The 13666-nt window shown below is 41.4% G+C and carries 11 protein-coding genes, 1 tRNA gene and 1 pseudogene; 8 read left to right on the top strand and 5 right to left on the bottom strand.

What is annotated here, in order from left to right:
- Nucleotides 1–69 precede the first annotated feature (69 nt).
- The gene (gene tenA / locus AC07E5_RS13320; RefSeq protein ID WP_004970198.1) at nucleotides 70–744 is read right to left on the bottom strand and encodes a thiaminase II; all 675 of its coding nucleotides are present in this window, start codon (nucleotides 742–744) and stop codon (nucleotides 70–72) included.
- 304 nt (nucleotides 745–1048) lie between these two features.
- Here tenA and AC07E5_RS13315 point away from each other — a divergent pair, with 304 nt between their 5' ends.
- From AC07E5_RS13315 to AC07E5_RS13285, 7 genes are all read left to right on the top strand, one after another.
- Nucleotides 1049–2134 carry a DUF475 domain-containing protein gene (locus tag AC07E5_RS13315; protein ID WP_004970195.1) on the top strand — a complete coding sequence of 362 codons (1086 nt, stop codon included), beginning with the start codon at nucleotides 1049–1051 and terminating at the stop codon, nucleotides 2132–2134.
- Nucleotides 2135–2349: 215 nt separating this feature from the next.
- Complete coding sequence (locus AC07E5_RS13310; RefSeq protein WP_279186115.1) at nucleotides 2350–3714, top strand: MFS transporter; 1365 nt, start codon at nucleotides 2350–2352, stop codon at nucleotides 3712–3714.
- Nucleotides 3715–3765: 51 nt separating this feature from the next.
- Nucleotides 3766–4341 (top strand): single-stranded DNA-binding protein, encoded by a 576-nt coding sequence (gene ssb / locus AC07E5_RS13305; RefSeq protein WP_096902231.1) that lies wholly within the window; start codon nucleotides 3766–3768, stop codon nucleotides 4339–4341.
- Nucleotides 4342–4591: 250 nt separating this feature from the next.
- Nucleotides 4592–5155: an alkyl hydroperoxide reductase subunit C gene (gene ahpC / locus AC07E5_RS13300; RefSeq protein ID WP_179995287.1), complete on the top strand. Its 564-nt coding sequence runs from the start codon at nucleotides 4592–4594 to the stop codon at nucleotides 5153–5155.
- A gap of 196 nt (nucleotides 5156–5351) precedes the next feature.
- Nucleotides 5352–6236, top strand: coding sequence for a pirin family protein (locus AC07E5_RS13295; protein WP_154321175.1), 885 nt, complete (start codon nucleotides 5352–5354; stop codon nucleotides 6234–6236).
- A gap of 424 nt (nucleotides 6237–6660) precedes the next feature.
- A complete protein-coding gene (locus tag AC07E5_RS13290) occupies nucleotides 6661–7968 on the top strand; it encodes an FAD-dependent oxidoreductase (RefSeq protein WP_004970183.1) in 1308 nt (435 codons plus the stop codon).
- 297 nt (nucleotides 7969–8265) lie between these two features.
- Nucleotides 8266–9096, top strand: a complete 831-nt coding sequence (locus tag AC07E5_RS13285; RefSeq protein ID WP_279186113.1) for an SAM-dependent methyltransferase — start codon at nucleotides 8266–8268, stop codon at nucleotides 9094–9096.
- A gap of 70 nt (nucleotides 9097–9166) precedes the next feature.
- On the opposite strand, the pseudogene AC07E5_RS13280 reads toward AC07E5_RS13285, so the two are convergent.
- From AC07E5_RS13280 to AC07E5_RS13270, 3 genes and pseudogenes are all read right to left on the bottom strand, one after another.
- Nucleotides 9167–9424: pseudogene (locus AC07E5_RS13280) on the bottom strand (PAAR domain-containing protein); the annotation flags it as partial.
- Between the two features lie 363 nt (nucleotides 9425–9787).
- Nucleotides 9788–9863: transfer RNA gene (locus tag AC07E5_RS13275), tRNA-Thr, on the bottom strand.
- A gap of 206 nt (nucleotides 9864–10069) precedes the next feature.
- Entirely contained in the window at nucleotides 10070–10297 is a 228-nt protein-coding gene (locus AC07E5_RS13270; protein WP_004970172.1) for a hypothetical protein, read from the bottom strand.
- A 394-nt stretch (nucleotides 10298–10691) separates the two neighbouring features.
- Here AC07E5_RS13270 and AC07E5_RS13265 point away from each other — a divergent pair, with 394 nt between their 5' ends.
- A complete protein-coding gene (locus tag AC07E5_RS13265) occupies nucleotides 10692–13469 on the top strand; it encodes a type VI secretion system Vgr family protein (protein WP_498625649.1) in 2778 nt (925 codons plus the stop codon).
- A gap of 47 nt (nucleotides 13470–13516) precedes the next feature.
- Here AC07E5_RS13265 and AC07E5_RS13260 read toward each other — a convergent pair.
- Nucleotides 13517–13666 (bottom strand): integrase core domain-containing protein (locus tag AC07E5_RS13260; protein ID WP_498625650.1); only part of this gene is annotated, 150 nt, incomplete at its 5' end.

The following is a 13666-nucleotide window of genomic DNA, read 5'->3' as shown; positions in this document are numbered from 1 at the left end:
GCTTTATCGGTCATGAGCTGTCGCACTGTATGTATGGAGCGATTGCCATACGGTGCGTGAGGGCGGCCGTTAAGCTTGATCTAAACCCGGCCACTGACGTTGATGATAGGCGCTATCCCAGAATAACCATTCCAGTTCTGCAGCTTTGGTGTAGGCGTGGTGCATTTTTTCAAGGGTATCGGCATCACAGCGCGCAGCAACACGGTCTATGGTTTGAATCACATTATTGACTGCGGTGTGGAATTCCTCGCCCGAATAGGTATCGACCCATGCCTGATACGGATTATTCGGTGCAGAATTATTGACGATATCTTTACCAACTTCGGCATAAATCCAGAAACATGGCAGTAGTGATGCCAATACCACAGGATAGCTTTCTGACCATGCGGTTGCGACTAAATAAGAAGTGTAGTGATGACAGGCAAGGGTCAGCGGAGTACTTTCAAATTCCTGTTTGGAAATATCAAACTCCTGCATAAAGCTGTCATGTAAGGTACGTTCCACCACAATTGCGATTTTGGCGGCATCTGCGAACTGAATAATATCATCTGCATCAAAAGCTTTAGCCGCACAGACTGCCAGTGCACGCCCGTAGGCAATTAAGTAATGTGAATCTTGAATCACATAATGTGCAAAAGCAGCTTTACTTAAGGTGCCTTGTGCCAACTCCTGATTAAATGGTAAAGCGAGCGTCTTGTGATAAAGGGCAAGGTTACGTTGCCAAGCGTCTTGAGAAAAGCGCATCCTAAATTCCTAATATGTCGTTGCATTTCACTATAGCAGTTTGGGAATGAAAAACACGGTTTTCACGGTATCTGATCGGGAAACCAAAAATCATACGAAGAATTTTGCCGAAGTTGAGGAAAAAGCGTCATAATTGCAGCATAAAATTTTACATTCTCAGTTTTTGTCCGATTTAAAATTCGGGCAATTCAATTTTCAGAATTTTTGTATCTGTTAAAGCTTAATCAAAACTGTACTTTGCGTTGATGGTACAGATTCGGCAGATGAAAAGTTCAGATCAAAATATAGTGATAGGTCGTTTCTCATGATGAAACATTTTGGTTTCTCAATCGTATTTTCGATTGTGTGTCTTGCGCTATCTGCATACTGGGGCTATACCCATGGCCCAGAAGCAGGTGTGCAAACCATGCTTACCGCACTAACCATTACCGCAATTTTGGCGATTATGGAAGTGTCGTTGTCGTTTGATAACGCGGTGGTGAATGCGTCAGTGCTGCGCGGTTGGGATCATTTCTGGAAAATGCTGTTTTTAACCGTGGGGATTATCATTGCAGTTTTTGGTATGCGTTTAATTTTCCCTGTGGTCATTGTGGCGGTCACTGCCGATATGGGCATGATGGAAGTGGTGCAACTGGCATTGAATGATCCGAAGCAATATTCGGCTAAACTGATGGCACATCACCCTGAAATTGCTGCTTTTGGTGGCGCATTCTTGTTGATGGTTTTCCTAAACTTTTTCTTGGATGATGAAAAAGACACGCACTGGTTTAGATGGTTTGAGCGTCGTTTGAGCAATCTGGCAAGCGTGCCTGCCATGTCGGTATTTTTGGCCTTAGTGACTTTGTTAATCATGGCGGCCAATGTGGTGGAAGATAAGCGCCTTGTGGTGACGATGGCGGGTATTTGGGGCATCGTGATTTATATTGGCGTACAAGTGCTGAGTCACATGTTGGGCGGTGAACCAGAGGTCGATGAACAGGGCAATGCTGTGCGTCATGACGAAAATGGCGTACCGACAGGCGTGGTGAAAGCGGGTATTGGGGGCTTTTTATATCTGGAAGTGCTAGATGCCTCGTTCAGTTTTGATGGTGTCATTGGTGCATTTGCAATCACCTCTGATGTGGTGATCATCATGTTAGGCTTGGCGATTGGTGCAATTTTCGTGCGTTCGATGACGATTTATTTAGTCGAAAAAGGCACGTTGGATGCCTATATTTACCTTGAACACGGTGCGCACTATGCGATTGGTGCGTTGGCCTTTATTATGATTGCCAGCGGTACAGGCTTGCATGTGCCAGAAGTGGTGACAGGTTTAATTGGTGTTGCCTTTATTGTTTGGGCGGTGATTGCATCTATTCAATTTAAAAAACGTCAGGCAAAAGCGGGTTAATGCTATGGTGATGCCCGTTGCTGTATTGCCGCGAAATCACAGAGCAATACGGTGATGAAGACTGTATAAAATATAAATTTGGGTGCACAACGTTGCGCCCTTTTTTATTGAAAAAGTAGGGTCTGTTGAATAAACATCGGGAAAAATCAGCATCCTTAAGCTGAATGTTGTAGGATATCTGCAAATTCAAAATTATTTAGTTTTAGTCGATTGATATGATGAATGCCTTAGAACGCCGCTCGACCTTTGCTTTAAGCAGTATTTTTGCATTGCGCATGTTGGGTCTGTTCATGATTATTCCTGTATTTTCAGTAGCAGGGCAGTCATATCAATACTCAACTCCTGCACTGATTGGTCTTGCCGTTGGTGTTTATGGACTCACCCAAGCCATTTTACAAATTCCGTTTAGCTTAATTGCAGACCGTTATAGCCGTAAGCCATTGGTGGTTTTTGGCTTATTACTGTTTGCTTTGGGTGGTGCAATTGCAGCCATGTCTGACACCATTTATGGCGTGATTATTGGTCGTGCCATTGCAGGTGGTGGCGCAGTATCTGCCGTGGTGATGGCATTACTGGCCGATGTGACCCGCGAAGAAAACCGCATGAAAGCCATGGCGGTGATGGGGATGAGTATCGGTATGTCCTTTGTGGTGGCCTTTAGTTTAGGGCCATGGCTTACGGGCTGGGTTGGTATTTCAGGGTTATTTTGGGTCACCACAGTGATGGGACTAGCAGCGATTCTCATGTTGTTATTGGTGCCTAAAGTCACGCGTCATCATCGTAATTTTCAGCAAGGCTATATCACTCAGTTAAAGCAAGTCCTGAAAATGGGCGATTTAAACCGTCTGCATGTATCGGTATTTACCCTACATTTATTGCTGACTGCCATGTTTATTTATGTGCCTTCGCAATTAATCCAATTTGCCGATATTCCTTTGCAGCATCATGGTTGGGTGTATTTGCCATTGTTGTTGGTCAGTCTGTTCGTGGCATTTCCAAGCATTGTTTTGGCAGAAAAATATCGCAAAATGCGTGGCATTTTCCTGACCGCGATTGCAGGTATTATTTTAGGGCTGTTGGTGCTGATTTTCGGGTTTGAATCGAAATACATCCTTTTATTGGGTTTGGGTTTATTCTTTATTGCCTTTAACGTTATGGAAGCCTTATTACCTTCGTGGTTGTCAAAGGCTGCACCAATTCAATCTAAAGCCACCGCGATGGGTGTAAATGCCAGCAGTCAGTTTTTGGGTGCATTCTTTGGTGGGATGATTGGCGGACAATTATTGATGCTCAACCACACCGCAATCGGTTGGAGTATTTTGACCGCGATTGCTATAATTTGGCTATTCGTTAGTTTTGGATTGGCGCAGCCGCGCTATCTTTCGTCTTTGGTGTTGCGTTTGCCTGAGAACCGAGAAACAGATGAATGGACTTCTCAACTTTTGGCAATTCGTGGTATTGAAGAGGTCGTGGTGATGTCTGACCAACAAGTGGCGTATGTAAAGGTTGATAAACAGCATATTGATGATGCTGCGCGACAACAATTAACGCACTTGTTTGGGAAAGAGGTAGCCATTTAAGCATAACTCTTATAAAGTAAATAATAGAAACAAATAGGAAGAAAACATCTAATGCGTGGTGTAAATAAAGTCATCTTAGTGGGTACTTTAGGTCGTGATCCTGAAACAAAAACTTTCCCAAATGGGGGTTCTCTCACTCAATTTTCTATCGCAACCAGTGATGTCTGGACAGACAAAAACACAGGTGAGCGTAAAGAGCAAACAGAGTGGCATCGCATTGTTTTACATAACCGTTTAGGCGAGATTGCACAGCAATATTTACGCAAAGGTTCTAAAGTATATATTGAAGGTTCATTGCGTACGCGTCAGTGGACAGACCAAAATGGTCAAGAGCGTTACACCACTGAAATTCGTGGCGATCAAATGCAAATGCTCGACTCTGCTAACCGTGGACAATCTGACCAGCAAGATGGTGGCTTTGCTCAACCACGTTTTAACAATAACCAAGGCGGTTATGGCAATCAGAACCAAGCTCCAGCCACAGGTTATGCGAATCAAAATCAAGGCGGTTTTAACCAAAATCAGGGTGGTGGCTATGCCAACAATAACCCAAGTGGTTTTGCACCGAAGCCACAAGCTGCGCCTGCAACCGCACCTGCAGATTTAGATGATGATTTGCCGTTTTGAGACACCCTAGAGACAGCCATTTGATTCAAAATGGAAAATCATCATCCAAACCCTTTGTTTCGACAAAGGGTTTTTTATGCAGATATTTAGCAAATATCTATTTTCTCGATTAAATTTCAAACTATGATAGGATTTATAATTCATAAATCCGATTATTTTTATAAAAAAACACTGTTTTACCGATTCTTTCGATTTTCGTATTCTAGCTACACAAGATAAGCAATCCCCGAAACGAATTGAGGAGTCATCCATGAGTTTAATCAATACCCAAGTCAAAGCATTTAACGCAACCGCTTACCACAATGGTCAATTTATTGACGTATCTGAGCAAGACTTTATTGGTAAATGGTCAGTGGTGTTTTTCTACCCTGCAGATTTCACCTTTGTTTGCCCAACTGAACTTGCCGATTTAGCCGATCAATATGCTGAATTCCAAAAAATGGGTGTGGAAATTTACTCAGTATCTACAGACACACACTTTACCCATAAAGCATGGCACGACACCTCAGAAGAAATTAAAAAGATTCAATATCCAATGATTGGCGACCCAACTTGGACATTGTCTAAAAACTTTGAAGTGCTGATTGAAGCAGAAGGTTTGGCAGATCGTGGTACTTTCGTGATTGACCCTGAAGGTAAAATCCAAATTGTAGAAATCAATGCAGGTGGTATTGGTCGTGACGCGCAAGAATTGTTGCGTAAAGTGAAAGCAGCGCAATATGTACATGTGCATCCTGGCGAAGTTTGCCCTGCCAAGTGGAAAGAAGGCGATGCAACCCTAGCACCATCTATTGATTTAGTTGGTAAAATCTAACCGAATCATCGCACTCAATTTTAAAAATCCAGAACCTCGCTTCTGGATTTTTTATGCTCATGATTTGTTTAACCATGTATAAGTTTCAGCAAGATTATTCCATTCTTGCAATGCTGTATGCCAAATTTGCACTAGGTTGTGGTGCGATGAGCGATTAAGATCAAAACATCTATTCTCCTAGCAATAGGTGTAACACATGAAAAAAATAATCGGTTTATATCGCAACCAAAACATGCATTGGGTGGGCGATGGTTTTCCAGTCAAAAATCTATTTTCTTATGACCGTTTAGGGCAGGCGATCAGTCCATTTTTACTCTTGGATTATGCAGCGCCGTATCATTTTGATGCGACTACCGCACAACATGGTGTTGGTTCGCATCCACATCGCGGTTTTGAAACGGTGACGCTTGCCTATCGGGGCGAAGTGACGCATAAAGATTCGGCAGGTGGTGGTGGCACCATCAAAACAGGCGATGTGCAGTGGATGACAGCAGGTGCGGGTGTGGTGCATGAGGAATTTCACTCCAAAGACTATGCAGCACAAGGCGGATTGTTTGAAATGGTGCAGCTTTGGGTGAATTTGCCTGCCGCAGACAAAATGACATCGCCACGTTATCAAGCCATTGAATCTCAAAATATTCCGAAAATTGAGTTTGAAAATCAGGCGGGGCATTTACGCATTATTGCAGGTCAGTACGCAGAGCAATCTGGGCCTGCCAGCACCTTTAGCCCTGTCAATGTTTGGGATGGACAATTGAAAGCTGCACAGACCCAAGCGCTGCATGTGCCGGTAGATCACAATACTTTATTGGTGGTGTTGGCAGGTGAAGTGCGGGTCAATGGCAGTCAACTTGTGCAAGATCACTCAGTGGTGTTATTTGCTCAAGATGGCGAAGCGTTAATTCAGCTTGAAGCACTGCAAGATACGCAATTTTTAGTGCTGACAGGCAAGCCATTAAATGAACCTATTCAAGGCTATGGTCCATTTGTCATGAATACCAAGCAGGAAATCATTCAAGCTTTTGAAGATTTTAATCAAGGCAAGTTTGGTGAAATTCCGATTCAACATCAAGCAGGTTAAGCTTTAAAAAAATCTTAGCCAAGAAAAAAGCCTCATGTCGATGTCCCGACCGAGGCTTTTGTTGTTCTGGCGCTGTCAAATTTCTAGTTTTAGCGGATTGATCATATTCTTTATGATAATTATCTGTGATGTAGTTATCATTTTTGTGCTTGGTATCATAGCGTTTAGAGATTTATTTGTAAAACGAAAATTATAAAATTGGTGAATTTATCTACATGGTTTAGAACACTATTTATAGTATTAAAGAAATAATATGAATAAATTCTAAGGCTTATTTAAGCACTTTCTGATTGTTAAAAAATGTAATCATATTGCCAATGTACTTTGTGTTGTTTCTCTGTGAAAAGTACACAATCTGGTAGTTTTTAATAGCTCATTTTCCTTAGGCATGGTTCATAATTTCATAAAGTATGTAAAAAGATGGATGATCGGTTTGGATATCGCAGTGATCGGTAGTGGTATGGCTGGACTGGCTACCGCAAGAATTCTTAAAGATGCAGGGCATAACATTACAATTTTTGAGGCGCTGCCTGGTCGTGGAATGGACAGTCATAGCATCGAATTTGAGGATGGTTTAATTGATGCGCCGTTACGGGTCATGAACCCACATTTGTGGAAAAACACCCTCAGCTTGGCCACACATTTAGGCATTAAAACTTATCCTGTGCGTACTTATATGGCGTGCAGTTGGTTATTTGAAGATCGTACCGAAACTTGGCTGACCACAAGCCGTACCCGTATTGGTAATTTCCCAATCATTAACAACCGTAAAGGCATACAACAATACGGCTGGCGTTTGGTAAAAGGCATGTTGCAGTTAAAAACAGCCATCGCTAAATTTTTCAAATCTAAAAACCAAGACATTACCCTTGCGGAATTTATCAACCGTAACGAAATTGAAGAAGTGTTTTGGCATGGTGCAGTGATGCCAGTGCTTTACACCATTTGTACTTGTGACCCTAAAACCATTGGTGAATGGCCAGCAAAACCATTGTTGGTATTTTTACGCCAATTGACTGATGGTGATGCATTATTGCGTTTACAAGGTGGCACGCCTGCATTGGTTGATAAGTTGATTGAAGGTATTAATATTCAAAGTGGTGCAGCGATTACTCGTGTTCATCAACAAGAAGATGGTGTAATTGTTGAAAATTCTGAGGGTCAGTCGCAAACATTTGACCGTGTGGTGATTGCAACGCCAACCACTAAAGTCCAAGACTTCTTGGACAATCAACAATTTGCAGAAGATATTGAATTGCTTAAACAGTTCAAATTCGAGCAGGGTGATTTGGTGATTCACACTGATCAAACGGTGATGCCGCCAAAACGTAAAGATTGGTCTGTTTTAAGTTATATGATGGATCGTAAATTTACTCGTCAGCAATTTACGGTATGGCTTAACTCGATCGAACCAACTTTGGTCGGTAAATCGCCAGTGTTCCAAACATGGCGTCCAGTTACACCAATTGATCCGAAAAAGATCATTTCAACGGTAACTTTAACCCGCGCTGTGGTGGATTCAAAGACAGTGGCATTAAACAAAGAGTTGCAGCAGCGCCATCACCAAGACAATCGTAAAGTGTTCTTCTGCGGTTCATGGTCGTGCGATGGTTTACCAATTTTAGAATCTGCAGTGACTTCCGCTATGCATATTGCAGAAATTTTTGGTGCACCATTACCGTTTATTGATTTAAAACCACAAGTTGAGGTTGCGCCGCAATTAGGTTATTAAGTTTAGGGTCTGTTGATATTTCATAAATGGTTTGTGCTGTAGGCTAAAACTGAGCAGATCAGGCATGAAACGCAGGGAATAGCGAGACTATTGCCAAGTTTCATAACGCAATCTGAGAAAGTTTTAGCCACAGCCTTTCAGGACAAGCATATTTTTTGCTGCTATTGCGTTATGAGTCAGTCATTTAGAATGACTAAATTTCCTGCCTCATGCCTTATATCAGCTAAAAAATATGCGTTGTCGCAAACATAGATGAATTATCAACAGCCCCTCTTTTTTGAATTAGACTGAGTCAGTATGAAATGGCAACAGGCGATACGACAGCATTTTCCAAAACATAAATATGCCATTCAAGCGGCATATTTGGGAGATACTTCCGCACTGCCGTGGAGCAATTTAGGTTATTGGTCAGATGCAGTGGGATCTGATTATCCCGCTGCATGTCAAAATTTAGCAGCGCATTTGGCCGCAGCAGTGCATTTAAATTCAAAAGATGTTGTACTGGATTTAGGCTGTGGGCAAGGTGCCAGTCTTAAATATTGGTTGGAACACTATCAAATACAACGACTTGAAGCTGTTGAGCTACAAGATCATCATGTGCAGTCGATTCGACAACATTTAAATTCAAATATTAAAATTCACGCTGCTTCATTTTTAAATTTAAAAGCACTTTTTCCACAACCACGTTTTGATGTGGTGTTCTGTATCGATGCAGCATATCACAGTCATTTGAATTCATTTTTAAGTCAGGTCAGTGCGGTTTTGAATTCAAATGGACGTTTGGGCTTTCATTATTTAATTTGGGCAGAACAAGCGCCAACGCATGCGTTCAAACAGCTGCAATATCGTGCCTTATTAAAATCTGCCGATGTCAATTTTAAAGATCTAATGTCCGAAAGTCAGCTTCGAGCGGTCTTGGCACAGTTTGAATTTAAACAGATTCAGGTGGAAGATTTGTCGGCACAGGTTTTGGCGGGTTTTGCTGACTATGTGAATCAGCATCTCAAGCATCGAGTACAAACGCGAGATACAGACTGGTTTAAAATTGCCATGACCGCACGTTTATGTGCCAAGCTCTATGCGGATGGCTGGATTAAATATGTGCAGGTGAGTGCGGAAAAAGCTTAATCTATCGTAATCAGCTGCTAGATAATGAAGTTTTTCGGTGTTTGGATGTTCATAATTGGCTTTAAATCCCACCCACCACATGAAACTGTTTCGGTAAAATTTTTGCGCCACACGTCAATTGATCCCCGACATAACCCACGGCTTTGTCATCAAAAAGAATATGATCGTGACTTTTTATAATTGTGGACCAACGCTGGCACTTAGGGCAGAAATGTCCATCACCCGCCACTAAAAATAAATTTCCCATTTGAGAAACACGCATTTGATTGGCAAGGATGATTCCACCATGATTGGTCATGGAATGATGCGTTGCAAAGCTTTGAGCCATGAGGTATTCCTTAAACTAGAAAACTTTAGAGAAGCATTGTTTTTTATACTAAATTTTCTAAGACTTATAATTTTAAATTTTTATTTTAATTCACAAAAATATTTTTAAATGTCAGTTTATAAGGATGAAACATCAACAAAATAGACCATCAATATAAAAATACGATCTGAAATATGTGTACAGCATTCTAAATCATAAAATACATTTAACAAGTGAAAAGTCACAATCTTGTATTGCAATTGAAGTTTTGCAGATACATCGAAGCCCTAAATAAATTGGAGATTCGAGCAGCATGAGGAAGATAAAAATATACGTTTATAAAAACAAAAAACCTCATAAATTTTTAATTTATGAGGTTTAATATGGTGCCGGCACACGGATTCGAACTGTGGACCTACTGATTACAAGTCAGTTGCTCTACCAACTGAGCTATGCCGGCGTTGTGTAGAGAATTTTACAGAATTTTTACGTGTGCGCAAGCCAAAAAGTAACCGTTTAATGCATGGCATAGATTTTTTGCAGATTTTGTATGCAGGGTTTTGGCGCGTTACAAACGAGGAAATCACACAGAAGATTTTGTAGGAAATGAGCCCAGCGGGTGGGCTCATTGAAGAAAACAACCTGAAATGAGGTGTGAAAAAGCGATTATTTATTTCTTAAGATACGATCTAAATCCTGTGCACATTCTTCTAAGGTAAAGGCCATATCAAGTTGCATTTGTGGTTTGAGTTCATTTGCGAGCGTTCTCCATTGTTCAATTAGGCGAATGGCTTTTTGAATCTTATGTTTGTTGATGTCTTTGGCGATGGTAGGCGTATATCCTCCACGTTTAGCATTTTTAATTTGTTTGACATAATTTTGGCTGTTATTCATGTTCGCTCCCGAATAGCAGTTATATATGTAAGGCATTTGCATGCTTTTATTATGCTAAAGCTTAATGATGACCCTTTTATGTAGAAAGCTGAGATGACGAAATAAAAATAAAAAAAGGTTTTGATAAAAAACAATAAATTTCTTCACCTCTCCTTTTTTGACGGCATAACTCAGTTGTAGCATAGCGATTGAAGATTGTCTTGACTGCAGAGTAACGCAATGTGTCATGTTTGTTGATTTTTCATCAATAGAGGGATTGAGGATTATCAAAATTGGCGATGGAGATGGTCTTAACTGCAAATTCCGTTTATCGCTTTATCCATTTTACGCTCTAGATAATTGCCAAGTTGCTGATTAGAATAGCGCCACTATAAAAATAGCAACGATAATAACAATGCAAAGTTCACTCTTTGCTGTATTAGAAAAATTTGGCTTAAGCCCTCAACACCGCACAATTCATATCCAGTTTTCTAATTCAGCCTTAAATCATCAGGTCTTTTTGCAGTGCGTTTATGGTCAGCATGCCATCAACCAAGGTTTGCAGATGGATGTCTTATGCCTCTCACCGCATGCAAATTTGCCGTTGAAACAATTTATTGGCAGTCGGGTGGCTGTAGATCAACTCACCGATCAAGGCGAATTATTTCGACATAGCGGCATTATTACTGCAGCAGCGCAAGGGCAAAGTGATGGCACGCTCAGTCTCTATAAATTGCAGATTCAGGATGCAACGGCTTTGTGGCATAAACGCCGCAACAGTCGGGTATTTATGAATAAAACTGTGGTGGAGGTGAGTGAAATTCTGTTTAAAGAATGGCAAGACCGCAGTGCATTATTTGCTGCAAGTTTAAGTTTAGATTTAAGTGGTCTCAGTCAGCGTTATGCAGTTCGACCTCTCATCATACAATCCAACGAAAGCGATTATGAGTTTTTAACCCGTTTGTGGCGTAGCGAAGGCATCAATTGGTTGGTGGATGAAAAACAACCTTGGGTTGAGCATTTTTTAACGCCTATGGATACACAAAAATTAAGACTGATTGAGCAGAATAGTCATTATCAGCCCTTAAAACGTAGACGAGTGGCATTTCAGCGTACAAGTGCAATCGAGCAGCGGGATAGCATTTACACTTGGATGGCACAGCGTAACCTGCAACCCACTGAAGTACAGTTACAACGCTGGCAACCCGATCTTTTGGCACAGGACCAAAATTCAGTACAGTTCACATCGCCCTTACAAAGTAGCACACAAAATAGTGAAGCTTTAAGTTTAGAACAGGCGTGGTGCGTGAGTCCTGCGTGGATGCAAGACTTAACTGGGCAAGATCAGGTGACAGCTGCAAGTACCGAACAATTAGAACAATTGGGACAACAATTGGCTCAGTATTATGATTTGCAGGCAAAATATTTTTCCGCGCAAAGTAATTTACGTGATGCGCAAGTGGGGTATTGGTTTGAATTACACGGGCATGCTGAAATTGATCAACATCCCCAAACTGAACGAGAGTTTTTAATACTGTCCAAACAGTTTTATAACCAAAACAATTTAGCACCTGAATTACAACAGCATTTTTTGAGTCTGCTGCAACAAAGTCAGTGGACATTTCAGTTACCGTTGGAGGGTGATCCTCAACAATTTTGTCAATTGAATTTGATTCGACGACATATTGCGCTCGTTCCAGAGTTTAATCCATTACTGCATCGTCCCGTGGCTTATCCACAGCGCGCTAAAGTGGTTGGACCTGAGGATGAAACCGTGCATGTAGATGCGTGGGGGCGTATTAAAGTTCGGTTTTTATTTACCCGAAGTGATGACCACTTGCATGATGGTGGTGCGGGTGCCAACGACAATGAGAGCGATTCGGCGTGGGTGGATGTACTCACACCGTGGGCAGGTGAGGGTTATGGTGCAAGATTTCACCCACGTATTGGTGAAATTGTGGTGGTGGATTTCTTTGATGGCAATATTGATCGTCCTTTTGTGGTTGGACGTTTACATGAGGCAGAACGACAACAGACACAATTCGATACAGTTGGAACTCTACCCGATACCAAATACTTGAGCGGGATTCGTTCACAAGAAATACGTGGTGCAGGGTTTAACCAACTTCGCTTCAATGACACCACCAAACAATTCAGTGCGCAATTGCAGAGTAGTCATGCTGCGAGTCAGTTGAATTTAGGATATTTGAGCCATCCAATGCGGCAGGAGGATTCAATTGGGCGCGGCGAAGGCTTTGAATTAAGAACTGATCGGTGGGGAGCTGTGCGTGCAGGTGCAGGCTTACTGCTTTCAACTCATCCACAAGCACAGGCACAAGCGTATCATTTAGATGCGAGTCCTGCCAAAAGGCAATTGGAGTCCAGTTTAGCGGCAAGCAAAGGCTTAAGTGAGTTGGCACAAAATCAGCAAACAGATCCTTTGGAAACACTGGAGCATCTCAAAGAATTTTTAAATCAAATTGAACTAGAAGATCAAACTAAAGCGGCAAGTTTTAAGCAGGCGGTTATGATTCTTTGTGCGCCCAACTCAATTGCAGTTTCAACTCAGCAAGATTTACACCTTTCTGCAGATCAACATATTCATCAAAGTGCCGCAGGCAGTATTAATGTTTCTACCCAAAAATCTGTGATTACACATGCACGCGATAAAATCAGTTTATTTGCAGCGGAGCAAGGTATACGTGCTTTTGCAGCCAAGGGTAAAGTCGAAATTCAGGCACAAGATGGTGCTATAGATGCAATTGCACGCCAGAAAATCAAGCTGATTTCTACGGAAGATCGGGTGGAAATTACCAGTCCAAAAGAAATTGTGCTAACGGCAGGTGGTTCACAAATCAAAATTAATTCAAAAGGTGTTTTTGTGAGTACTTCAGCTAAATTTGAGGCGAAAGCAGGACAGCATTGTTTTGAGGGTGGGGAACGGGTGGCAAGCGTCCAATACAGTTTGCCTCAAGCTGAGACTGAATATAGTCATCAAATTGATTATCAGTGGGATGTTGCAACTGAAGATGAGAAAGAGATTTTTGTTGTCGGAAAGCAAGATGGAAGGCTCATTAACACGAATAAAAATATACAAGATGCAAATCAGAGTGTCAGTTCATTAAGATTTTATACGTCAGAAAAAACTGAATTCGTTGCGTTAGGGTTTAATTCATCCTATGTCTATTGGTAATACCCCCATTTTTAATTGAATTAATGGGTAGAAAATCTAAAGCCTTGTTATTGTTTAAAAATAGGTGGATAACCATTTACTGACATATGAGGTCGTTCATGATTATAAAAGTACTGCCAGTCAGTTGTATAGTCCTGCACCTCGCTCAGATCTCGAAATAAATATTGATTTAGACACTCATAACGTACTGTACGATT

It is taken from the genome of Acinetobacter seohaensis (assembly GCF_056431365.1).
This window is presented reverse-complemented; position numbering and strand designations above follow the sequence as displayed.

Excerpts from the sequence above, each read along its gene's own strand:
- AC07E5_RS13285 (WP_279186113.1), top strand. The coding sequence starts at position 8,266 with ATGAAATGGCAACAGGCGATACGACAGCATTTTCCAAAACATAAATAT.
- AC07E5_RS13315 (WP_004970195.1), top strand. The coding sequence starts at position 1,049 with ATGATGAAACATTTTGGTTTCTCAATCGTATTTTCGATTGTGTGTCTT.
- AC07E5_RS13295 (WP_154321175.1), top strand. The coding sequence starts at position 5,352 with ATGAAAAAAATAATCGGTTTATATCGCAACCAAAACATGCATTGGGTG.
- AC07E5_RS13270 (WP_004970172.1), bottom strand. The coding sequence starts at position 10,297 with ATGAATAACAGCCAAAATTATGTCAAACAAATTAAAAATGCTAAACGT.
- AC07E5_RS13310 (WP_279186115.1), top strand. The coding sequence starts at position 2,350 with ATGATGAATGCCTTAGAACGCCGCTCGACCTTTGCTTTAAGCAGTATT.
- AC07E5_RS13265 (WP_498625649.1), top strand. The coding sequence starts at position 10,692 with ATGCAAAGTTCACTCTTTGCTGTATTAGAAAAATTTGGCTTAAGCCCT.
- ahpC (WP_179995287.1), top strand. The coding sequence starts at position 4,592 with ATGAGTTTAATCAATACCCAAGTCAAAGCATTTAACGCAACCGCTTAC.
- ssb (WP_096902231.1), top strand. The coding sequence starts at position 3,766 with ATGCGTGGTGTAAATAAAGTCATCTTAGTGGGTACTTTAGGTCGTGAT.
- AC07E5_RS13290 (WP_004970183.1), top strand. The coding sequence starts at position 6,661 with ATGATCGGTTTGGATATCGCAGTGATCGGTAGTGGTATGGCTGGACTG.
- tenA (WP_004970198.1), bottom strand. The coding sequence starts at position 744 with ATGCGCTTTTCTCAAGACGCTTGGCAACGTAACCTTGCCCTTTATCAC.